Annotated in this window: 17 protein-coding genes; 13 read left to right on the forward strand and 4 right to left on the reverse strand. The window is 69.9% G+C overall.

Annotated features, from left to right (window positions below):
* Together ACX9MN_RS06710 and ACX9MN_RS06715 are read left to right on the forward strand one after the other, a co-directional pair.
* Positions 1-1188: a lytic murein transglycosylase gene (locus ACX9MN_RS06710; RefSeq protein ID WP_489724005.1), complete on the forward strand. Its 1188-nt coding sequence runs from the start codon at positions 1-3 to the stop codon at positions 1186-1188.
* Between the two features lie 93 nt (positions 1189-1281).
* Positions 1282-2712, forward strand: a complete 1431-nt coding sequence (locus ACX9MN_RS06715; RefSeq protein WP_489724006.1) for an SGNH/GDSL hydrolase family protein — start codon at positions 1282-1284, stop codon at positions 2710-2712.
* Positions 2713-2747: 35 nt separating this feature from the next.
* On the opposite strand, the gene ACX9MN_RS06720 is transcribed toward ACX9MN_RS06715, so the two are convergent.
* The gene (locus tag ACX9MN_RS06720) at positions 2748-4181 is read right to left on the reverse strand and encodes a glutamate synthase subunit beta (protein ID WP_020091416.1); all 1434 of its coding nucleotides are present in this window, start codon (positions 4179-4181) and stop codon (positions 2748-2750) included.
* Positions 4182-4283: 102 nt separating this feature from the next.
* Positions 4284-8999: a glutamate synthase large subunit gene (gene gltB / locus ACX9MN_RS06725; RefSeq protein WP_489724007.1), complete on the reverse strand. Its 4716-nt coding sequence runs from the start codon at positions 8997-8999 to the stop codon at positions 4284-4286.
* A 549-nt stretch (positions 9000-9548) separates the two neighbouring features.
* Between gltB and ACX9MN_RS06730 the strand changes: the two genes are divergently transcribed.
* Positions 9549-10409: a hypothetical protein gene (locus ACX9MN_RS06730; RefSeq protein ID WP_489724008.1), complete on the forward strand. Its 861-nt coding sequence runs from the start codon at positions 9549-9551 to the stop codon at positions 10407-10409.
* A 23-nt stretch (positions 10410-10432) separates the two neighbouring features.
* On the opposite strand, the gene fdhD is transcribed toward ACX9MN_RS06730, so the two are convergent.
* On the reverse strand, positions 10433-11206 hold the full coding sequence (fdhD, locus tag ACX9MN_RS06735) for a formate dehydrogenase accessory sulfurtransferase FdhD (protein WP_489725212.1): 774 nt from the start codon (positions 11204-11206) through the stop codon (positions 10433-10435).
* A gap of 370 nt (positions 11207-11576) precedes the next feature.
* Here fdhD and coxB point away from each other — a divergent pair, with 370 nt between their 5' ends.
* The 10 genes from coxB to ACX9MN_RS06785 all read left to right on the forward strand — a co-directional run bounded on the left by coxB (position 11577) and on the right by ACX9MN_RS06785 (position 20978).
* Entirely contained in the window at positions 11577-12416 is an 840-nt protein-coding gene (coxB, locus tag ACX9MN_RS06740; RefSeq protein ID WP_056522032.1) for a cytochrome c oxidase subunit II, read from the forward strand.
* 50 nt (positions 12417-12466) lie between these two features.
* The gene (gene ctaD / locus ACX9MN_RS06745; RefSeq protein ID WP_020091411.1) at positions 12467-14095 is read left to right on the forward strand and encodes a cytochrome c oxidase subunit I; all 1629 of its coding nucleotides are present in this window, start codon (positions 12467-12469) and stop codon (positions 14093-14095) included.
* 215 nt (positions 14096-14310) lie between these two features.
* Positions 14311-15261, forward strand: coding sequence for a heme o synthase (locus ACX9MN_RS06750; protein WP_020091410.1), 951 nt, complete (start codon positions 14311-14313; stop codon positions 15259-15261).
* Positions 15262-15266: 5 nt separating this feature from the next.
* The gene (locus ACX9MN_RS06755) at positions 15267-15431 is read left to right on the forward strand and encodes a cytochrome c oxidase system small membrane protein (RefSeq protein ID WP_020091409.1); all 165 of its coding nucleotides are present in this window, start codon (positions 15267-15269) and stop codon (positions 15429-15431) included.
* Positions 15432-15441: 10 nt separating this feature from the next.
* Positions 15442-16053: a cytochrome c oxidase assembly protein gene (locus ACX9MN_RS06760; protein ID WP_489724009.1), complete on the forward strand. Its 612-nt coding sequence runs from the start codon at positions 15442-15444 to the stop codon at positions 16051-16053.
* Between the two features lie 147 nt (positions 16054-16200).
* A complete protein-coding gene (locus tag ACX9MN_RS06765) occupies positions 16201-17064 on the forward strand; it encodes a cytochrome c oxidase subunit 3 (RefSeq protein ID WP_427507563.1) in 864 nt (287 codons plus the stop codon).
* 115 nt (positions 17065-17179) lie between these two features.
* A complete protein-coding gene (locus ACX9MN_RS06770) occupies positions 17180-17590 on the forward strand; it encodes a DUF983 domain-containing protein (RefSeq protein WP_170855114.1) in 411 nt (136 codons plus the stop codon).
* Entirely contained in the window at positions 17587-18351 is a 765-nt protein-coding gene (locus ACX9MN_RS06775) for an SURF1 family protein (protein WP_489724010.1), read from the forward strand. The genes ACX9MN_RS06770 and ACX9MN_RS06775 overlap by 4 nt, the downstream gene beginning before the upstream one ends.
* A 212-nt stretch (positions 18352-18563) precedes the next feature.
* Entirely contained in the window at positions 18564-19679 is a 1116-nt protein-coding gene (gene sfnG / locus ACX9MN_RS06780) for a dimethylsulfone monooxygenase SfnG (RefSeq protein WP_489724011.1), read from the forward strand.
* 42 nt (positions 19680-19721) lie between these two features.
* Positions 19722-20978, forward strand: coding sequence for an SfnB family sulfur acquisition oxidoreductase (locus tag ACX9MN_RS06785; RefSeq protein ID WP_489724012.1), 1257 nt, complete (start codon positions 19722-19724; stop codon positions 20976-20978).
* 8 nt (positions 20979-20986) lie between these two features.
* Here ACX9MN_RS06785 and ACX9MN_RS06790 read toward each other — a convergent pair whose 3' ends face one another.
* The gene (locus ACX9MN_RS06790; RefSeq protein ID WP_427507558.1) at positions 20987-21874 is read right to left on the reverse strand and encodes a cation diffusion facilitator family transporter; all 888 of its coding nucleotides are present in this window, start codon (positions 21872-21874) and stop codon (positions 20987-20989) included.
* Positions 21875-21935 lie beyond the last annotated feature (61 nt).

A 21935-nucleotide genomic window follows, 5' to 3' on the forward strand; every position in this document is an offset into this window, starting at 1 on the left:
ATGCATTCCCGTCGATGGATCCTGGCCGCGGCGGCGTGCCTCGCGACCGGCCCGGCCCGCGCCGAGGACGCCTTCCGGGCGTTCGTCGAGGCCCTGCGTCCGGACGCGGCGGCGCGGGGCGTCTCCGCCGCGACCTTCGACGCGGCGTTCCGCGGGATCACAGGACCCGATCCCGGCATCCTGGCGCGAACCCGCCGCCAGAGCGAGTTCAGCCGGCCTGTCTGGGAGTACCTCGTCGGCGCGGTCTCGGCCGGCCGCATCGCGCGCGGCCGCGACCGCGCCGCCACCCTCGCGTCGACCCTGACGGCGATCGAGGCCCGCTACGGCGTTCCGGGTCCGATGGTGATGGCGTTCTGGGGCGTCGAATCGGATTTCGGAGCGAGTGCGGGCAACGTCCCGACCGTCCGGGCGCTGGCGACGCTCGCCGAGGCGCGGCACCGCGGCGGCCTGTTCCGCGACGAGCTCCTCGCCGCCCTCACGATCCTGCAGCGCGGCGACATCGCGCCCGACCGGATGAGCGGCAGCTGGGCTGGCGCGATGGGTCAGGTGCAATTCCTGCCCTCCACCTATCTGGCCCACGCGGTCGACTTCGACGGCGACGGCCGGCGCGACATCTGGACCAGCGCGGCGGATTCGCTGGCCTCGATCGCCGCCTATCTCAAGGATCTCGGCTGGAATCCGACCCTCTCCTGGGGCTACGAGGTGCGCCTGCCGAAGGAGTTCGACCTGAGCCGCTACGCGGGCGAACTCGCGAGCTTCGCCGAGCGCGGCGTTCGCCGCACCGACGGGCAGCCGCTGCCGGGGGCCGGACGCGCTAGCCTGTTCCTGCCCGGAGGCCTCGGCGCGCCGGTCTTCCTGATCACCGACAATTTCGAGGTGGTCCGGGGCTACAACACCTCGGATTCCTACGCGCTGGCAGTGGGTCACCTTGCCGACCGCCTCGCCGGCGGTCCGCCGCTGGCCGCGCCGTGGCCCGCCGGAGCCCGCCTCGACGGGCCGGGCCTCCGCGCCCTGCAGACCGGCCTCGCGGCTTCCGGCTTCTACGACGGGCCGACGGATGGGCGCGCGGGCCCGAAGCTGCGCGAGGCGGTGCGGCGCTATCAGATCAGCGTGGGATTGCCAGCCGACGGGTACGCGACGCCGGCCCTGCTCGCCCGCGTGGCCGGGAAGGCAGCGCCGCGACGCTGAGCCCGGCGAGAGGTTTAGACCCGCGCGCGGCTTCCACCTATAGTGGCCGCGGTCCGAACGGGCCCGGTTCGGCGTAAAGCGTACGGGATGCGCATGGTCCTCGCTCGTCGGCGTCCTTCGGAACGCCCCCTCATCCTCGGGCTCTCGGTCCTGCTGGGGCTCGCGGAGGTGTCGACTTTCGGGGGCGGTCCAGCCCGCGCGCAGTGGGGCGACAGCTACCAGCAGCAGCAGGGCGGCACCTATTACCAGGCGCCGCCGCGCCGGCGGCCGCGGGACGCCTATTACCGCGACGACGGGACGTCCGGGCGCCAGCCCCGCTACGCGCCGCAGCAGGAGGCGCCGCGCCAGTTCTACTGGCCCTGGGAGGACAGGCCGCAGCCGGTGGCGCCGCAGCCGGAGCGCACCTACCGGGCCCCGCGCCAGCGAACCAATCCCTACGCGACCGGAGAGGCGCAGCGTCCGCCCCCCGCGGTGAAGCGGCGGGTCCGTCCGGCCCGGGCGCCGACACCGCCGAAGCCCGCGGTCGCCAAGACCGAGCCGAACGTCCAGATCGCCGTCTTCGGCGATTCCCTCGCCGACCATCTCGCCAAGGGCCTCGACGACGTGTTCGAGGACAATGCCGACGTCGCCGTGATCGACCGCGCGAAGGGCGACAGCGGTCTGGTGCGCAAGGACGTGATCGACTGGCCGAAGGTCGCGCAGGACTACCTCCAGAGCAACGCGAAGGTGCGCTACGCCCTGGTGATGTTGGGCGCCAACGATCGGCAGCCGATCCGCGAGGGCGACGAGACGGCCGATCCCCTCACGGACCGCTGGCGCGCCCTCTACCGCGCCCGGGTGGAGGCGCTGGCGAAAGTCTTCACCGACCGCAAGATCCCGCTGATCTGGGTCGGGCTGCCGCCGGTCCAGAGCGAGTCCCTGAGCCGGGACCTCGCTTCCCTGAACGACATCGTCCGGGACACCGTGACCAAGGCCGGCGGGACCTACGTCGATATCTGGCCGGGCTTCGTCGACGACCGGGACCGGTACGCCGCGTCGGGCCCGGATCCGGAAGGCCAGATCGCCAAGCTCCGTACCGCGGACGGTGTCCATTTCACCAAGGCGGGCGATCGGAAGCTGGCCCACTTCGCCGATGTCGAGCTGAAGCGGCTGATGGGCGCGGTGCCGAGCACGGCCGAGCCGTCGCCGACCGCGACCGTGGCGCCGACCGCACCGCCCGCGACACCCGGGCCGAGCCTCGACGGTACCGCAACGGCCACCGATACCGCGGCGATCGATCGTCAGATCACCGCGATGCTGCCGAGCCTGCCGGAGCCGCCCGGCGTGCCGGCGCTCCCGGTGAAGCCCGCGGCCGGCCCCGTGGTACCGTTGAGCCGGAGCGAGGTGTCGCCCGGCGGCGCGCTGCTGAATGGGCGTCCGCGCGATCCGGACAATTCCGGGACCGTGGAGCGGACGCTGCTGCGCGGCAACGCGCCGATGCCGCAGCCCGGCCGAGCCGACGATTTCCGCTGGCCGCCCGGCTGAGCCGGGCGGGCCCTTCGCGCGCTCTCAGCAGGCCGTCAGCGCGGCAGGACGCTCGCGCCCATCAGCATCTCGTCGATGGCGCGCGCCGCCTGACGGCCCTCGCGGATCGCCCAGACCACCAGGGACTGGCCGCGCCGCATATCGCCGGCGGCCCAGATCTTCGCGTCCGACGTGCGGTAGTCGTCCTCGTTCGCCTCGACATTGCCACGCTTGTCGACGCCGACCCCGGACTGCTCCAGCAGCCCCTTCTGGACCGAGCCCGCGAAGCCGATCGCCATGAAGACGAGGTCGGCCGGCAGCACGAACTCGGTGCCGGCGATCGGCTGGCGCTTGGCATCGACGCGGGCACAGACCACGCCGGTGAGCTGGCCCTTCTTGTTCCCCTCGAGCCGCAGGGTCGCGGCCTGGAACTCGCGCTCCGCGCCCTCCGCCTGGCTGGACGAGGTCCGCATCTTGGTCGGCCAGTAGGGCCACACGGTGAGCTTGTCCTCCCGCTCCGGCGGGCGCGGGCGGATGTCGAGCTGCGTCACCGACAGGGCCCCCTGGCGGAACGCGGTGCCGACGCAGTCGGAGGCGGTGTCGCCGCCGCCGATGACCACCACGTTCTTGCCCGCGGCCAGGATCGGTTGCTCGCCGTTGCCGCGCATCGGCTCGGCGCTCACGCGCCGGTTCGACTGGACGAGGTAGGGCATCGCGTAGTGGACGCCCTCGAGGTCCTGGCCGGGAAGCTGCGGGTTGCGCGGATCCTCGGCGCCACCGCAGAACATCACGGCGTCGAACTCGGCCTTGAGCTCGTCGACCGACTTCGTCACACCGATGTTCTGGTTGTAGTGGAAGACGACGCCCTCGGCCTCCATCTGGCGCACGCGCCGGTCGATGTGGCGCTTCTCCATCTTGAAGTCCGGGATGCCGTAGCGGAGAAGGCCACCCGCCTTCGGCTCGCGCTCGAACACGTGGACGTCGTGCCCGACGCGGGCGAGCTGCTGCGCCGCCGCCATACCGGCCGGTCCGGAGCCCACGATCGCGACGCGCTTGCCGGTGCGGGTCTGCGCCGGCTCGGGCTTCACCCAGCCCATGTTCCAGGCGCGGTCGGCGATCGCCTGCTCGATCGTCTTGATGGCGACCGGCTGGTTCTCGAGGTTGAGCGTGCACGCCTCCTCGCAGGGCGCGGGGCAGACGCGGCCGGTAAACTCCGGGAAATTGTTCGTCGAGTGGAGGTTGCGGGACGCCTCCTCCCAATCCGACTGGAAGACGAGGTCGTTCCAGTCCGGGATCTGGTTGTGGACCGGGCAGCCCGTCGGCCCATGGCAGAACGGGATGCCGCAATCCATGCAGCGCGCGGCCTGTTTCGTCAGGTCGTGCTCGTCGAGCGGGAGCGTGAACTCGCGGAAGTGCCGGACTCGGTCGGCGGCGAGCTGGTACTTCTGCTCCTGCCGGTCGAACTCGAGGAAGCCTGTGATCTTGCCCATTGGTCAGCCCCTGGGCCGGCCAGTCTCTGACTGCGCTGCCCTCGTCGTCGTCTCGTGTGGGTGCGTGACCGGGCGGGAGCCCGCCCGGTCTCAGGAAGCCGCCTACTCGGCGGCCACCGGCATCCGCGCCATCTCCATTTCGCGCAGCGCCCGGCGGTACTCCACCGGCATCACCTTCACGAACTTGGTGCGGTAGCCGCTCCAGTCGTCGAGGATCGCCTTGGCGCGGGGGCTGCCCGTGTACTTGAGATGGTTGGTGATAAGCTGCGTCAGCCGCTCCTCGTCGTGCCCGGACATGTCGGCCAGGATGTCGACCCGCCCCTTGGTCTCCAGGTCGCCGTCCTGATGGAAGCGACGCATCAGGTCGTCCTCCTCCTCGACCGGCTCCAGGTCGACCATCGACAGGTTGCAGCGCGCTGAGAAGGAGCCGTCCTCATCGAGCACGTAGGCGATGCCGCCCGACATGCCGGCCGCGAAGTTGCGCCCGGTCTCGCCGATCGACACGACCACGCCGCCGGTCATGTACTCGCAGCCGTGGTCGCCCATGCCCTCGACCACTGTGATCGCGCCGGAGTTCCTGACCGCGAAGCGCTCGCCCGCGGAGCCGCGGATGTAGCACTCGCCCGCGATCGCCCCGTACAGCACGGTGTTGCCGACCATGATGGTCCGGTCCTGCGGCGACTTCAGCGCGTCGCTCGGCCGGATGATCAGCTTGCCGCCCGACAGGCCCTTGCCGACGTAGTCGTTGCCGTGGCCGGTCAGCTCGACGGTCACGCCGGCCGCCACCCAGGCGCCGAAGCTCTGGCCCGCCGTGCCGGCGAGCTTCACCACGATCGTGTCGTCCGGCAGGCCCTCGTGGCCGTGCGCCTTGGCGACCATGCCGGAGAGCATCGCGCCCGCCGCCCGGTCCGAGTTCCGGATGGTGTCGGTGATGACCACCGGCTCGCCGGTCTCGATCGCGTGCTGCGCCTTCTCGATCAGGCGCCGGTCGAGGACCGTGTCGATCGGGTGGTGCTGCACCTCCACGTGGCGGATCGCCGTGCCCTCGGCCACCTTCGGCCGGTGGAACAGCTTGGTGAAGTCGAGCCCGCGCGCCTTCCAGTGAGCGATGGCCTCGACCTTGTCGAGCACGTCGGAGCGGCCGACCGCCTCCTCCAGCTTCGTGAAGCCGAGCGAGGCGAGGATCTCCCGCACCTCCTCGGCCACGAAGAAGAAGTAGTTCACCACGTGCTCCGGCGTGCCCTTGAAGCGCTTGCGCAGCACCGGGTCCTGGGTGGCGACGCCCACCGGGCAGGTGTTCAGGTGGCACTTGCGCATCATGATGCACCCGGCCGCGATCAGCGGGGCGGTCGAGAAGCCCATCTGATCGGCGCCGAGGAGCGCCGCGATGATCACGTCGCGCCCCGTCCGGATGCCGCCGTCGGCCTGCAGGGCGACGCGCCCGCGCAGGTTGTTGAGCACCAGCGTCTGCTGGGTCTCGGCCAGCCCGGTCTCCCAGGGTCCGCCCGCGTGCTTGAGCGAGGTCAGCGGCGCCGCACCCGTGCCGCCGTCGAAGCCCGAGATCGTGATGTGGTCGGCGCGCGCCTTGGCGACACCGGCCGCGACCGTGCCGACGCCGACCTCGGAGACGAGCTTCACCGACACGTCCGCCGACGGGTTCACGTTCTTCAGGTCGAAGATCAGCTGGGCCAGATCCTCGATCGAGTAGATGTCGTGGTGCGGCGGCGGCGAGATCAGGCCCACCCCCGGGGTGGCGTAGCGGACCTTGGCGATCTTGGCGTCGACCTTGTGGCCGGGCAGCTGGCCGCCCTCGCCGGGCTTGGCGCCCTGCGCGACCTTGATCTGCATCATGTCGGAATTGACGAGGTACTCCGTCGTGACGCCGAAGCGGCCGGAGGCGACCTGCTTGATCGCGGACCGGCGCGAGCGCCCGTCCGGCAGCGGCTTGAACCGCTCGACCTCCTCGCCGCCCTCGCCCGAGTTCGATCGCCCGCCGAACGAGTTCAGCGCGATGGCGAGGGTCTCGTGCGCCTCCTTGGAGATGGAGCCGTACGACATGGCGCCCGTGGCGAAGCGCTTGACGATCTCGGAGGCCGGCTCGACCGAGTCCAGCGGGACCGGCGCGCGACCGAGCTCGGCGGCGGACTTGATGCGGAACAGGCCGCGGAGCGTCTTCAGCTGGTGCTCCTGGCGGTTCACCAGCTCGGCGTATTCGCGGTAGCGCTCCGGCACGTTGAGGCGCACCGCGTGCTGCAGCGTCGCCACCGTGTCGGGCGTCCAGGTGTGGGTCTCGCCGCGCAGGCGGTAGGCGTACTCGCCGCCGACATCCAGGGCGTTCCGGTAGACCGGCGCGTCGCCGAAGGCGTCGCGGTGTCGGCGCGCGGTCTCCTCGGCGATCTCCGCCATGCCGACGCCCTCGATGGTCGTCGCCGTGCCGAAGAAGTCGCGGCCGACGAAGGTCGAGTTCAGGCCGACCGCGTCGAAGATCTGCGCGCCGCAATAGGACTGGTAGGTGGAGATGCCCATCTTGGACATCACCTTCAGCAGGCCCTTATCGATCGCCTTGATGTAGCGGTAGATGATCTCGTCGTCGGTGAGGTCCGGCGGGAACTCGTCCTTCATGTCGAGCAGCGTCTCGAAGGCGAGGTACGGGTTCACCGCCTCGGCGCCGTAGCCGGCGAGACAGGCGAAGTGGTGCACCTCGCGCGGCTCGCCCGACTCGACCACGAGGCCGACCGAGGTCCGGAGCCCCTTGCGGATCAGGTAATTGTGCACGGACGCCGTGGCCAGCAGCGCCGGGATCGGGATCCGATCCGGCCCGACCGCCCGGTCGGTGAGCACGATGATGTTGTAGCCGCCGCGCACCGCCGCCTCGGCGCGGTCGCAGAGGCGGTCGAGCGCCCCGTCCATGGCCGCCGCGCCGGTCTCGGCCGGGTAGGTCATGTCGAGGGTCTTGGTGTCGAACCGATCCTCGAAATGGCCGATCGAGCGGATCTTCTCCAGATCGGCGTTGGTGAGGATCGGCTGGCGGACCTCCAGGCGCTTGCGCCGGGACGCGCCCTCCATGTCGAGCAGGTTCGGCCGCGGCCCGATGAACGAGACGAGGCTCATCACGGCCTCCTCGCGGATCGGGTCGATCGGCGGGTTCGTGACCTGCGCGAAGTTCTGCTTGAAGTAGGTGTAGAGCAGCTTCGACTTCTCGGAGAGGGCCGAGAGCGGCGTGTCCGTGCCCATAGAGCCGACCGCCTCCTGGCCGGTGACGGCCATGGGCTGCATCAGCAGCTTGAGGTCTTCCTGCGTGTAGCCGAAGGCCTGCTGGCGATCGAGCAGGCTGACGTCGCCGCGGGACTCGCGCGGCTGCACCGGGCGCAGGTCCTCCAGGACGATCTGGGTGTTCTTGACCCAGTCGGCGTAGGGATGCGCGGCGGCGAGCTCGCCCTTGATCTCCTCGTCGGAGACGATGCGGCCCTTCTGCAGGTCGATCAGCAGCATGCGGCCCGGCTGCAGGCGCCAGGACTGGACGATCTTCTCGTCCGGGATCGGCAGGGTGCCCATCTCGGAGGCGAGCACCACGAGGCCGTCGTCGGTGACGATGTAGCGCGCCGGGCGCAGGCCGTTGCGGTCGAGGGTGGCGCCGATCTGGCGGCCGTCGGTGAAGGCCACGGCGGCGGGACCGTCCCACGGCTCCATCAGGGCGGCGTGGTACTCGTAGAAGGCGCGCCGCTCCTCGCTCATGAGCGGGTTGCCGGCCCAGGCCTCCGGGATGAGCATCATCATCGCGTGGGCGAGCGGGTAGCCGCCCTGCACGAGGAACTCGAGGGCGTTGTCGAAGCAGGCGGTGTCGGACTGGCCCTCGTAGGAGATCGGCCACAGCTTCGAGATGTCGTTGCCGAACAGGTCGGAATCGACGCTCGCCTGGCGCGCCGCCATCCAGTTGACGTTGCCGCGCAGCGTGTTGATCTCGCCGTTATGCGCGACCATCCGGTAGGGGTGCGAGAGCCGCCAGGTCGGGAAGGTATTGGTGGCGAAGCGCTGGTGGACGAGGGCGATCGCCGAGACGAAGCGGTCGTCCTTCAGGTCCAGGAAGTAGCCGCCGAGCTGCGTGACCAGCACCATGCCCTTGTAGACGATGGTCCGGGTCGACACGGAGACCGGGTAGAACTCCTTCACCCGCGGATCGTCGAGGCCGTAGACCTTGTTGGAGATCACCTTGCGGGCGACGTAGACCCGGCGCTCGAATGCGTCCTGGTCGGTGACCGAGGCGGGTCGGCCGATGAAGACCTGACGGTGGTGCGGCTCGGTCGCCTTCACGGCGTCGCCGAGATCCTCCGGGTCCACCGGCACGTCGCGCCAGCCGAGGAGCGGCAGGCCCTCGGCCGCCAGGGACGATTCGACGATCTCCTGGATGATCGCCCGCGGCTCCTCCGCCTTCGGCATGAAGAACTGCCCGATGGCGTACGAGCCCGCCGGCGGCAGCTCGAAACCGAGGCGTGAGCACTCCTCGGCGAAGAAGCCGTGCGGGATCTGCGTGAGGATGCCGCAGCCGTCGCCCATCTTGGGATCGGCGCCCACCGCGCCGCGATGATCGAGGTTCTCCAGGATCTTCAAGCCCTGCTCGACGATCGCGTGGGTCCGGCGGTCGTGCATGTCGGCGATGAAGCCGACGCCGCAGGCGTCGCGCTCGCGGGCCGGATCGTAGGAACCCTGGGCTTTCGGAAAGGCGGGGTCGCGCACGATGAGCGGCATCGCGCCGCCGCGGGGGGCGGCAGCCTGGGCCGTGGACGCAGCAAACTCTTCGGCGGGTCTGCGTTGTGACATGCTTCGTCTCGTCCTTCCCTCGAACCCGTCCGCAGCCAAGAACCCGCGAGCATGTTTCATGCCCGCAAGCCGTCGGCGCCACGCGCCCGGCCTCTTGCCGCAGGCCATCCGGCCGGTCCGGGAGGACACGTCCGTCGGCCTGCGTTCATCGAGGACCCGGACCGCTCGGAGAGCGGTGCGCTGGCGCGCCCGTGTCCGTCTGCCGAAACTTCTCGCCCGCGCGCGAGACGGCGACGGCCGGGATGCACGGCCGATGGGACAGTTGTGCTGTCCTAAGTCGCGAAACTGCCAGATTGAAATGTTTTCAGCAAGAGACTGCGGGCCGCGACGGTGTCGCCGCTCTGAATGACGGGCCGGAACCCGCTCCCCGCCTCCGCAATCTCGCCCGAATCGCGGGTTCTACGGGTCGTGCCGAGCACAAGCGGCATGCGGGGCAACGACCTCGCCGGCATGGTCGAGGTCCGGGTCTACCGGCCCGGACCATGCCGGAACCGGACACGAACCGGACACTCTGCCGGGTCTCCAAACCCAGAACGCACAAGAGTGACGATGACGAGCAGAGCCGCTGCGCGCTTCCCACGCCCGATGAGCCGGACGCTTCGCGCCGCGTGCCTGTCGGCGCTCGCTCTCTTGGGCGCATCAGGCGGCGCGCGCGCGCAATTCGCCTTCGAGGAAGAGGTCCTCCCGCCTCGCGTCGTCGCTTGGCGCCTCGCAGATCGCGGGTTCAGCGGCCTGAGCCGCCCGCGCTTCGACGGGCGGGTCTACGTGGTCGACGCCGTCGGTCCCGCCGGCGCGCCCGTCCGGCTGTTCGTCGATCCCATGACGGGCGGGATCGTGGGCCGCCGGCCGATCGGTGCGCCCGAGACCGTCGCTCGGCTGGAGCGACCCGCACCGGGCTTCGGCTGGACCGAGGACGAGGTCGTGCCCCGCCGCGCGATGCGTCCGGTCCCGCCCGAGGACGGTCCGGTGGCGCGGCCCCAGCGCCGGCCGGGCACCGAGGCCCTGCGGCCCGAGGCCAATCCCGAAGGCGTGAATCCCGACAGCGTCGGCCGGACCGCTCCGCCCAACGCTCCGCCAAAGCGGGTCGCGCGCGGAGCGCTCGCCCGGACGCCGGAGCTGAAGCCGCCGCCCCGCACGTCTCCCGAGGCACCGGCCCCCAAGCTCCCGCCGGCCGATACGGCCAAAGCGGATCCGAGCGCCGGTCCCGCGCCCGAGACCGAGGCGGCGGCGATCGAGAAGGCCCTGGCCCCGGTTCCCGCTGCGCGACCCGCCGCGCCGTCGAAGCCGGCCGACGCCGCCGTGGCCGAGACGGCCAAGCCGGCCGCGAAGGATTGGAAGGATCCGCCCACGGACAAGAAGCCGGTTCGGGTGATCGGCGGCGCGACCATCGTCCCGGGCCAAGCCGAGTAAATTCGGCGGACGGAACCGGCGCGTCACGCGCCGTCCGTCAGCCGCTCGGCTCCCGTGAACACCGTCACGGTGTCGGCCCGCGCGATGGCGCAGAGCGTCATGCCGTAGGACCGGGCCCGGTCGAGGGCCAGCGACGTCGGCGCGGAGATAGCGACGATCACGGCCGCGCCGAGCCGCGCGGCCTTCTCGACCATCTCGAACGAGCAGCGGCTGGTGATGACCAGGAAACCCGAGTCCGCGGGCGTCCCGGTCCGCATCAGGGTGCCGATCAGCTTGTCCAGAGCGTTGTGGCGGCCGACATCCTCGCGCACAGCCGCGAGGCCGCCGTCGAGGCGCGCCCAGGCCGCGGCGTGGACCGCGCGCGTCTCCGCGCCGAGGCGCTGGGCGCTGTCGAGATTCGACAGGGCGCGGGCGATAGCGGGCAGCCCGACCCGGACCTCGGAATCCGCCCGCTTACCGGCCTGCGGCAGTTGCGCCAGGTCCTCGATGCCGCAGACCCCGCAGCCGGTGCGGCCGCTGATGGCGCGCTTGCGCGCCAGATGCTCGCGGAGCCGGCCCGGCGCGAGCTCGACGTGGAGGCGCAGACCGTCCGACGCCGTCTCCACCCGGGTCGCGCGGATCTCCTCCGCGCTGTCGACGATGCCCTCCGTCAGGCTGAAGCCGTAGGCGAAATCCTCGAGGTCGGCGGGCGTCGCCATCATCACGGCGTGCGGCACGCTGCCGTAGACGAGGTTGACCGGCGCCTCGACGGCCAGCGCCCGCGTGTCCGGCCTCGGCGCCGAGCCCGTATAGGTCATCACCTGCATCGGCGCCGGCACTGCGCAGGGCAGAGGACCGGAGGTGGGGCTGCCGGTTTGGGTGGACATCTCGAACTCCGCAGGCGTGGCACGAACGCGTCGCGACGCTTCATCCCCGGCGCGACGCGACAGGGAACGATTTCGCCGGCCCCTAGTGCGCCGACGCCACGAGGCGCCGTCAACTGGCGGGAAAGCGCGCGATGCGACGCTTGTGCGGTTGCACGTGGCCGGCCCTTGTGGTCTGAAGCGCCGGTCGGATAATGCCGGGTGACACAACCGGTACTCCGTCACGTCGGTACAATCCCGCACGCGTTCAAGACGGGGAGGTCCGGCGGCAGCCAGACAGTTTCAGGGGAGCCACGAGAGGCAGATGCGGACGGTGCGGACGATCAACCGGTCACTCTGGAGCCTCGCCGCTCTCGGCGCCCTGCTCTTCCCGATATCCGGCGCGCAGGCCGCGGGCTTCGGTCAGCCCGTGCCGTGGGAGATGGACCGGCAGATCCCGGTCACCGAGAACGCGCGCGACATCCTGAACTTCGAGATCGGCCTGCACTGGCTGTCCCTCGCCATCTCGGTGTTCGTCCTCGGGCTCATCCTGTGGTGCGTCTACCGCTTCGGTGAGAAGCGCAACCCGACCCCGTCCCGAACCACGCACAACACCGCCATCGAGGTCGCCTGGACGATCGTGCCGGTGCTGATCCTGGTCGCCGTGGCGATCCCGTCCTTCCGCCTGCTGCGCACGCAGCTCTCGGACCCGAAGGCCGACATGATCGTCAAGGTCGTCGGCCACGCCTGGTACTGGTCCTACGAGTACCCGCAGACCGAGGCCGGCGGCGGCTTCACGTTCGATGCCAACATCGACGAGGACAAGCAGCCGCGCCTGCTCCAGACCGACAACGAGATGGTCGTTCCGGTCAACAAGATCGTGAAGATCCAGGTCACCGCCGCCGACGTGCTGCATTCCTGGGCGATGCCGGCCTTCGGCTTCAAGATCGACGCCGTCCCCGGCCGCCTGAACCAGATGTGGTTCAAGGCCGACAAGGAGGGCACCTTCCACGGCCAGTGCTCCGAGCTGTGCGGCCAGCGCCACGCCTACATGCCCATCGTGGTCCGCGTGGTCAGCGAGCAGGCCTACGCCGACTGGCTGAAGGAGGCGAAGACCAAGTACGCCCGCATCGACAACGGCACGAGCTTCGCCGAGGCCCGCTGAGCCCCGGCTGATCGAACAGACCCCATCAGATCCACAAGGCATTCGAATCCATGGCTACAGCCGCAGCCCATGCCGGGGCCCATGAGGTCCACGACCACAAGCCGTCGTTCTTCGCCCGCTGGTTCCTGTCGACGAACCACAAGGACATCGGCACCCTCTACCTGCTGTTCGCCTTCTGCGCCGGAATCATCGGCGCGTTCCTCTCCTTCGGCATCCGGATGGAGATGGAGGCGCCCGGCCTGCAGTATTTCTCGAACCCCGCGACCTACAACGTGTTCGTCACCGGTCACGGTCTCATCATGGTGTTCTTCATGGTGATGCCGGCGCTGATCGGCGGCTTCGGCAACTGGTTCGTGCCCCTCATGATCGGCGCGCCCGACATGGCGTTCCCGCGCATGAACAACATCTCGTTCTGGCTGACGGTGGCGGGCTTCTGCTCCCTGCTCTGCTCGCTGTTCGTCGAGGGCGCGCCCGGCGCGTCCGGCGCCGGCACCGGCTGGACCGTCTACCCGCCGCTCTCCACCGCCGGCCATCCCGGCCCGGCCGTCGACTTCGCGATCTTCGCGCTCCACCTGTCGGGCGCGGGCTCCATCCTCGGCGCGATCAACTTCATCACCACGATCCTGAACATGCGCGCCCCGGGCATGACGCTGCACAAGATGCCGCTCTTCGCCTGGGCCGAGCTGGTCACCGCGTTCCTGCTGCTGCTCTCGCTGCCGGTGCTCGCGGGCGCCATCACGATGCTGCTGACCGACCGCAACTTCGGCACGACCTTCTTCGACCCGGCCGGCGGCGGTGACCCGATCCTGTACCAGCACCTGTTCTGGTTCTTCGGTCACCCCGAAGTGTACATCATGATCCTGCCGGCCTTCGGCATCGTGTCGCACATCATCGCCACCTTCTCGCGCAAGCCGGTCTTCGGCTACCTCGCGATGGCCTACGCCATGGTGGCGATCGGCGTCGTCGGCTTCGTCGTGTGGGCGCACCACATGTACACGGTCGGCCTGTCGCTGCAGACGCAGTCCTACTTCGTGTTCGCCACGATGGTGATCGCGGTCCCGACCGGCGTGAAGATCTTCTCGTGGATCGCCACCATGTGGGGCGGCTCCATCCGCTTCACCGCCGCCATGCACTGGGCGGTGGGCTTCATCTTCCTGTTCACGGTCGGCGGCGTCACCGGCGTCGTGCTGGCCAACTCGGCGGTCGATAAGTACCTGCACGACACCTACTACGTGGTCGCGCACTTCCACTACGTGCTGTCCCTCGGGGCCGTGTTCATCATCTTCGCCGGTGTCTACTACTGGTTCCCGAAGATGACCGGTCACATCATCCCCGAATGGGCCGGCAAGCTGCACTTCTGGCTGGCCTTCATCGGCGCGAACGTCCTGTTCTTCCCGATGCACTTCCTGGGCCTCGCCGGCATGCCGCGCCGCTACGCCGACTACCCGGACGCATTCGCCCAGTGGCACAAGGTGTCGACCTACGGCGGCCACATCTTCGCGCTCGGCATGTTCGTGTTCGTGATCGGCGTGATCCTCGCCTTCCGCTCGAAGGAGCGGGCCGCGGACAACCCGTGGGGCGAAGGCGCCACCACCCTCGAGTGGACGCTCTCCTCCCCGCCCCCGTTCCACCAGTTCGAGACGCTGCCCCGCATCGTCGACGAGCCGGGCGCGCACTGATAGACATCCCGCGAGGGCCGCGTCCGCGGCCCTCGCCCTTCCCCGGAGGCCGGTCGGCCGACCTCCCGGCAAGGGCGAGCGATGAGGGCGACCCGCACGGGCCGAGGGAGAAGTCCCGGGCCCCGCTCACGCCGATCCTTGGAACACGTCGATTTCGAGACACGACTCGGCCGTGACGCGCGCGGCCGGGCGCCGACACAGCAGCGGCAGACGCGATGACGAGCCTGACGAACACGATCGGACCGGACGTTCCGGCCCCGGCCCTCACGACCGCCGGCGGCGACGTTCCGGACTACTTCGCCCTGCTGAAGCCGCGGGTGATGGTCCTCGTGATCTTCACCGCGCTGGTCGGAATGGTGGTCTCGCAGGGCCATGTGCAGCCGGCCATCGGCGCGATCTCGCTCCTCGCCATCGCGGTCGGCGCCGGTGCGTCCGGCTGCCTCAACATGTGGTGGGACGCCGACATCGACGCGGTCATGAGTCGGACAGCAACCCGGCCGATCCCGTCGGGCCGGATCACCTCCCAGGAGGCACTGGGTTTCGGACTGTTCCTCTCGGTCGCCTCCGTGGTGGTGCTCGGTCTCGCCGCCAATCTCCTGGCGGCCGCGCTCCTCGCTTTCACCATCGTGTTCTACGCCGTGGTCTACTCGATGTGGCTGAAGCGGGCGACCGCGCAGAACATCGTCATCGGCGGCGCCGCCGGAGCCCTGCCGCCTGTCATCGGGCAGGCGGTGGTGACCGGGTCGGTCGGCGTCGAGTCGCTGATCCTGTTCGCCATCATCTTCATCTGGACCCCGCCGCACTTCTGGGCGCTGGCCCTGATCAAGGCCGACGAGTACGCCCGCGCCGGCATCCCGATGATGCCGAACGTCGCCGGCCCGGCCTCCACCCGCCGCCAGATCGTGTGGTACTCGCTGCTGCTCGCCCCCCTCGGCCTCGTCCCGGTGGCCCTGGGCTTCGGTGGCCTCGTCTACGCGGTGGTCGGCCTCGTCGGCGGCCTGGGCATGGTGGCCTTCAGCATCCGCGTGCTGCGGAACCGCGAGGGCGATGCCGAGCGGCGCGCCGCCATGGGCATGTTCGGCTTCTCGATCCTCTACCTGTTCGCGCTGTTCTCGGCGCTCCTGGCCGAGCAGAGCTTCGGCCTGTTCCGCCCGGTCCTGGGTTGAGCGCCATGGCGGATCCCGAGATCCAGTACCGGCCGCTCACGCCCGAGCAGGAGGCGCGCCGCCGCAAGCGCTCGATCGCGATCGCGCTGGCGCTGGGAGCCTGGGTCCTGCTGTTCTTCGTGCTGACGATCGTCAAGCTCGGCCCTCAGATCCTGACCCGGCCGCTCTGAGGCGCCCCCGATGACAGTTCCTCCATCAGGATCGAATCGGGCCGCCACGCGCACCGCCCTCGCCTGCGCGGGTCTCGCCGTGGGCATGATCGGCCTCGCCTTCGCGTCGGTGCCGCTCTACGACGCCTTCTGCAAGGCGACCGGCTACGACGGCACGCCCCGGCAGGGACCGGCCCTCTCGGCCTCCGCGGCGCGGACCGACGACAGCATGGTCGTCCATTTCGACACCAACGTCGCGCCGGGGCTGCCCTGGAAATTCATCCCGGAAGTGCGCAGCGTCGAGGCGAAGCTCGGTGAGACCAAGACGGTCTTCTTCCGCGTGCAGAACACCGGCAGCACGCCCTCGGCGGGTGTGGCGACCTTCAACGTCCAGCCGGGTCTGATGGGCGGCTACTTCGTCAAGATCGCGTGCTTCTGCTTCAACGAGCAGACGCTCCAGCCGGGCGAGACGCTGGACGTGCCGGTGGTGTTCTACGTCGATCCGGCCGTTCGGGACGACTCGAACACCGCGCATCTCTCGGAGATGACGCTGTCCTACACCTACTTCGCCTCCAAGAACGGTGAACCCGTGAAGGCGACGGTGGCGAAATCGTCTTCCTCGGGAACGAAGGGCGATTTCTGATCGCGGACCCGTGACAACACGGGGCCGCAGCGACTAAAGCTGCCAGCAAGCTTGGGCGTGGTGCGTGCCGCGCCCGGCCTAGGGCAGGCAACGAACAGCGTAAGGCCGGGAACGGCGCAGGGCGCAAGGGTGAGGAGCGACGGGACGATGGCCGAGGCGCACGCCAAGAATCACGACTACCACATCCTGAATCCGAGCCCGTGGCCGTTGATCGGGGCCTTCTCGGGCTTTCTCATGGCGTTCGGCGCCGTGTTCTGGATGAAGAGCCTCACGATCGGCACCCTGGCTCCCGGTCCCTACATCTTCGGGGCCGGCACGATCGGCGTCCTCTACACCATGTACTCGTGGTGGAAGGACGTCGCGCACGAGGCCAATTCCGGCGACCATACCCGCGTCGTCCAGCTTCACCACCGCTACGGCATGATGATGTTCATCGCCTCCGAGGTGATGTTCTTCGTCGCGTGGTTCTGGGCCTACTTCGAGGCTGCCCTCTACACCGCCGACCCGATCCAGGTCTCGCGCGTGGAGTTCACCGGCGGTGTCTGGCCGCCGAAGGGCATCGAGGCGTTCGATCCCTGGCACCTGCCGCTCCTAAACACGCTGATCCTGCTGACCTCGGGCACCACCGTCACCTGGGCGCACCACGCGCTGATCGAGGGCGACCGCAAGGGCCTGAAGTACGGCCTGTGGCTGACGATCATCCTCGGCGTGCTGTTCACCGCCTGCCAGGCCTACGAGTACAGCCACGCCGAGTTCGGCTTCTCGGGCAGCATCTACTCGTCGACCTTCTTCATGGCGACGGGCTTCCACGGCGCCCACGTCATCATCGGCACGATCTTCCTGGCGGTGTGCCTGTTCCGCGTCTACGCGGGCCAGTTCACCCCGCGTCAGCACCTCGGCTTCGAGTTCGCCGCCTGGTACTGGCACTTCGTCGATGTCGTGTGGCTGTTCCTGTTCGCCGCCATCTACGTGTGGGGTTCGGGGGTCTTCCACGGCGGCGGCGCTCACTGAGCGGAACCATCCCGCCGCCGCATGGCGGATCTGCGAAGGGCGGCTCAGGCCGCCCTTCTGCGTTTCCGACGCCGCGCGAACCCCGTATCGACGAGAGCGGCCCGCGCGCGGGTCGATGGGGTCCCGCACGGAACAGGTCTGGAGTGTGCCCGTGAACAACCGAACCTACTCGCCGCCGCCGCCGATCCCGACCGGCCTGCGCGGCCGGTGCCCGCGCTGCGGTGAGGGTCACCTGTTCAAAGGGTTCCTGAGCCTGCGCCCCTCCTGCGAGGCGTGCGGGCTCGACTACGCGCATTTCGACTCCGCGGACGGGCCGGCCTTCTTCGTGATGTCGATCGTCGGCCTGATCGTGGTCGGTCTCGCCCTCTGGCTGGAGATCACCTACGAGCCGCCGATCTGGGTCCACGCCCTGGTGGCCCTGACCCTCTCGGTCGGGCTCAGCCTGATCCTGGTGCGGCCCCTCAAGGGCCTGCTGATCGCCCTGCAGTTCAGCAATCGGGCGGAGCAAGGGCGCTTCGAGCCGTGACCGCGAGCGGACCGCACCGCGCTGGCTGGCGCGACCTGGTCGCGCCGGGGCTCGCCTCGCTGGTTGCCCTGGCCATCCTGCTGGGGCTGGGAACTTGGCAGCTCGAGCGCAGGGCCTGGAAGGAAGACCTGATCGCCCGGATCGTACGTCAGGGCCGCGCGGAGCCGGTGGCGCCGCCGGCCGCGGCGGCCTGGGATCCGGCGCGCGACGAGTTCCGGCACGTTCGGGTCAGCGGTCAGTTCCTCAACGACCGGGAAACCCTCGTGCACGGGCTGGCGCCCGGCGAGACGCCGGGCCGCGCCCTGCAGGGCTACTACGTGCTCACGCCATTCCGCCGGGAGGACGGCGGCGTCGTGCTGGTCAACCGGGGCTTCGTCCCCACGGAGTTGAAGGCGCAGGGCGACCGCCGGGACGGCCTGATCGAAGGGCCGACGACGGTCACCGGCATTCTCCGCGCCAGCGAGCCCCGTGCGATGTTCGTGCCGGAACCGGATCCCGCCCGCGGGGAGTGGTTCAACCGGGACATCGCCGGCATCGCGGCGGCGCGCGGCCTCGGAACGGTCGAGCCCTACCTGATCGAGGCCGACGCCGTTCCCGGGCAGACGACGTGGCCGCGCGGCGGCCAGCTCCGGGTCGACCTGCCGAACAACCACCTGCAATACGCATTCACGTGGTTCGGCCTCGCCGCCTGCCTGATCGGCGTGTTCTCGGTCTTCGCGTGGCGCCGCCTGCACGATTCGCCCGCGGCCCGCGCCGCCTAGGACAAAGCCGCGCGCGCAGGATCTCGGCGAAGAAAAGTCTCGCCGAGATCGGCTTAAAAACGGCAACCCGTTCCTTTGACCGACGGCCATCGCCCCGGAATACTTTCGGTGTTCTTGAGCGATCGGCCGCGTTCTGCATAGTGTATTCAGTTCGCGGCGATCATCCGAAGACGACACGGCGCCCGACCGCCGTACAACTGAGGTAACGCCGGATGACCAGCCATCTCGCCGACGCGGCGGCGCGCGAGCCGATCCGCTTTGCCTACTGGGTGCCCAACGTCTCCGGGGGGCTTGTCATCAGCAAGATCCCCCAGCGCACGAGCTGGGACGCCGAGTACAATCGGAAGCTGGCGCAGATCGCCGAGGAGGCAGGGTTCGATTACGGGCTGACGCAGATCCGGTTCACCGCGGGCTACGGCGCCGAGTACCAGCACGAATCGGTCGCCTTCAGCCACGCCCTGCTGGCCGCGACCACCAAGCTCAAGGTGATCGCCGCGCTCCTGCCCGGTCCCTGGCATCCGACCCTGGCCGCCAAGCAGATCGCCACGATCTCGCAACTCACCGAAGGCCGCATCGCGGTGAACATCGTCTCCGGCTGGTTCTCGGGCGAGTTCCGGGCGATCGGCGAGCCCTGGCTCGACCACGACGAGCGCTACCGCCGGTCGGAGGAGTTCATACGGAGCCTGCGCGGGATCTGGACGCAGGACAGCTTCACCTTCCGCGGCGACTTCTACCGCTACAGCGACTACACGCTGAAGCCGAAGCCGGCCCAGCTGCTGCCCGAGATCTTTCAGGGCGGCTCGTCGCGCGCCGCGCGCGACATGGCGATCCGCGTGTCGGACTGGTACTTCACGAATGGCGGCACGCCGGAGACGATCCGCGCCCAGGTGGACGATATCCGCGCCAAGTCGGCCGAGACCGGCAATCATCCCCGGATCGGCGTCAACGCCTTCGTCATCGCCCGCGACACCGAGGAGGAGGCCCGCGCCGTCCTTCAGGAGATCATCGACAACGCCGACCCGGACGCCGTGAAGGCCTTCGGTCACGAGGTCAAGAATGCCGGCAAGGCCTCGCCGGAAGGGGAAGGCAACTGGGCCAAGTCGAGCTTCGAGGATCTCGTTCAGTACAACGACGGCTTCAAGACCGACCTGATCGGCACGCCCGACCAGATCGCCGAGCGGATCCTGGCGCTGAAGGATGCGGGAGCGGACCTCGCCCTGTTGGCCTTCCTGCATTTCCAGGAGGACGTCGCGTATTTCGGCGCGCACGTGATCCCGCGGGTCCGCGCCCTCGAGGCCGCCCGCGACCGGCGCGCCGAGGCCGCCTGAGCGCCGCCCGCCGAACCGTATCCCGACTGATCGGAGTGAGCCATGAACATCGCCGTCGATGCGCGCACGCTCGAGCCGGAGCACCGCCCGGGCGCTCCCGGCCCCGCGCGGCCGCCCTCACCCGCCCACGTGATCCGTGACGACGCCGAGGCGCTGGCCGTGGCTCACGGGCTCGCGGCCGAGTTCCGGGCCGGCGCGTCGGAGCGGGACCGCCACGCCGTGCGGCCGCTCAAGGAGCTCGACGCCTTCTCGCAGAGCGGCCTCTGGTCGATCAACGTGCCGCGCGCCTACGGTGGCCCCGAGGTTTCGTACCGGACGCTGGCGCAGGTCATCGCCATCGTGGCGGCCGCCGATCCCGCCATCGCGCAGATCGCTCAGAACCACCTCGGCATCCTGGCGGCCATCCGGACCGTGTCGAACGAGGCGCAGAAGCAGCTGCTGTTCGGCGAGGTCCTGCGCGGAACGCGGTTCGGCAACGCCTTCTCGGAGCGCGGCACCAAGCGGGCGGCCGATTTCGACACGCGCTTCACCGATCACGGCGACCACGTCGTGGTGCGGGGCCGGAAGTTCTACGCCACCGGCGCCCTCCTCGCGCACCTGGTCCCGATCGTTGCCCTCGATGCCGAGGGACGCGCCTGGTACGCCATCGCCGAGCGGGACGCGCCCGGCCTCACGGTGATCGACGACTGGTCGAGCTTCGGCCAGCGCGGCACGGCGAGCGGGACCGTGCTGATCGACGACGTGCGCGTGCCCAAGACCCATCTGGTGCCGGCCTGGAAGGGCTACGCGGCGCCGACCGCCGACGGCGCCGTGTTCCAGATCATCCAGGCCGCGGTCGATGCCGGGATCGGCCGCGAGGCCCTGGACGACACCATCGGCTTCGTCCGCGAGAAGGCCCGGCCCTGGATCGACAGCGGGCTGGAGCGGGCGGCCGACGATCCCTACACGATCCAGGCGGTCGGCGACCTGACCATCCGGCAGCACGCCGCCGAGGCGCTGCTCGACCGGGCCGGTCTCGCCCTCGACGCGGCGGTCGCGCGGCCGGACGCCGAGACGGTCGCGGCGGCCCAGATCGCGGTCGCCGAGGCGAAGGTGCTGACCACCGAGGTCGCCCTGGCGGCGTCGAACAAGCTGTTCGAGCTGTCGGGGACCCGCTCGACTCTGGCCGCCGAGAATCTCGACCGTCACTGGCGGAACGCGCGCACGCACACGCTGCACGATCCCGTCCGCTGGAAATACGCGATCGTCGGCAACCACGCCCTCAATGGCGTGAACCCGCCGCTCCACGCCTGGAGCTGATCGGCGGCCTACAGCACCGGCAATCCCCGCGCCTTGGCCTCCTCGCCAGGCTCGACGTGGATGGTCACCACCGCCCCGGGGATCGTCGTCTCCAGGGCGGATTCCAGCCGGTCGCAGATCGCGTGCGAATCCTCGACGGTCATCGCGCCGGGGACGACGAGGTGGAAGTCGATGAAGGTCGCCTGACCGGCGGAGCGCGTGCGCACGTCGTGCGCCTCCAGCGCGCCCTCGCCGTGCTGGGAGATGAGTGACCGGATCTGGCTGACCATCTCGGCCGGGGCGGCCCTGTCCATGAGGCCGTCCACCGACTCCCGGACCATGCGGAAACCGGACCACAGGATGTTCATGGCGACCAGCCCGGCCACCACGGGGTCGAGGACCGGATAGCCCGTCACCACCACGGCGCCGACGCCGGCCAGGACGCCGCAGGACGTGATTACGTCGGCGAAGACGTGGCGCGCGTCGGCGATCAGGGCCGGCGACCGCCACCGCCTTCCCCAGCGCATCAGTGCCGCCGCCCAGACCGCGTTGACGATCCCGGCCGCAAAGTTGATCGCGAGGCCGACCGCGGGCGCGTCGAGGGGCTTCGGGGCGAGCAGCCCGAAATAGGATTCGCGCAGGATCAGCAGCGCCGCCACCACGATCAGCGCGCCCTCGATCACCGCCGAGAAGAACTCGGCCTTGTGGTGACCGTAGGGATGGTCCTCGTCCGCCGGGCGCGCGGCGACCCGCAGGGCCACGAAGGCGCCGACCGCGGCGACCACGTTGATGATGCTCTCCAGCGCGTCGGAGTACAGGGCGAGGCTGCCGGTGAGCCACGCCGCGTAGAACTTCATCGCCGTGACGGCGAGGCCGATGCCCGCGCTGAAGAGGGCGGCTTTCTGGGTGCGGTCCATGGTTCGCGCCGTTGGGGTGACGCCGCGCCCATACGGCACCGGCCGCGGCCAAGGCCACGGC

It is taken from the genome of Methylobacterium sp. 1A (assembly GCF_058072805.1).

Bases quoted from the DNA above. Each gene is read 5' to 3' on its own strand.
- ACX9MN_RS06710 (WP_489724005.1), top strand. From the start codon at position 1: ATGCATTCCCGTCGATGGATCCTGGCCGCGGCGGCGTGCCTCGCGACC.
- ACX9MN_RS06715 (WP_489724006.1), top strand. From the start codon at position 1,282: ATGGTCCTCGCTCGTCGGCGTCCTTCGGAACGCCCCCTCATCCTCGGG.
- ACX9MN_RS06720 (WP_020091416.1), bottom strand. From the start codon at position 4,181: ATGGGCAAGATCACAGGCTTCCTCGAGTTCGACCGGCAGGAGCAGAAG.
- gltB (WP_489724007.1), bottom strand. From the start codon at position 8,999: ATGTCACAACGCAGACCCGCCGAAGAGTTTGCTGCGTCCACGGCCCAG.
- ACX9MN_RS06730 (WP_489724008.1), top strand. From the start codon at position 9,549: ATGACGAGCAGAGCCGCTGCGCGCTTCCCACGCCCGATGAGCCGGACG.
- fdhD (WP_489725212.1), bottom strand. From the start codon at position 11,206: ATGACCTATACGGGCTCGGCGCCGAGGCCGGACACGCGGGCGCTGGCC.
- coxB (WP_056522032.1), top strand. From the start codon at position 11,577: ATGCGGACGGTGCGGACGATCAACCGGTCACTCTGGAGCCTCGCCGCT.
- ctaD (WP_020091411.1), top strand. From the start codon at position 12,467: ATGGCTACAGCCGCAGCCCATGCCGGGGCCCATGAGGTCCACGACCAC.
- ACX9MN_RS06750 (WP_020091410.1), top strand. From the start codon at position 14,311: ATGACGAGCCTGACGAACACGATCGGACCGGACGTTCCGGCCCCGGCC.
- ACX9MN_RS06755 (WP_020091409.1), top strand. From the start codon at position 15,267: ATGGCGGATCCCGAGATCCAGTACCGGCCGCTCACGCCCGAGCAGGAG.
- ACX9MN_RS06760 (WP_489724009.1), top strand. From the start codon at position 15,442: ATGACAGTTCCTCCATCAGGATCGAATCGGGCCGCCACGCGCACCGCC.
- ACX9MN_RS06765 (WP_427507563.1), top strand. From the start codon at position 16,201: ATGGCCGAGGCGCACGCCAAGAATCACGACTACCACATCCTGAATCCG.
- ACX9MN_RS06770 (WP_170855114.1), top strand. From the start codon at position 17,180: ATGGGGTCCCGCACGGAACAGGTCTGGAGTGTGCCCGTGAACAACCGA.
- sfnG (WP_489724011.1), top strand. From the start codon at position 18,564: ATGACCAGCCATCTCGCCGACGCGGCGGCGCGCGAGCCGATCCGCTTT.
- ACX9MN_RS06785 (WP_489724012.1), top strand. From the start codon at position 19,722: ATGAACATCGCCGTCGATGCGCGCACGCTCGAGCCGGAGCACCGCCCG.
- ACX9MN_RS06790 (WP_427507558.1), bottom strand. From the start codon at position 21,874: ATGGACCGCACCCAGAAAGCCGCCCTCTTCAGCGCGGGCATCGGCCTC.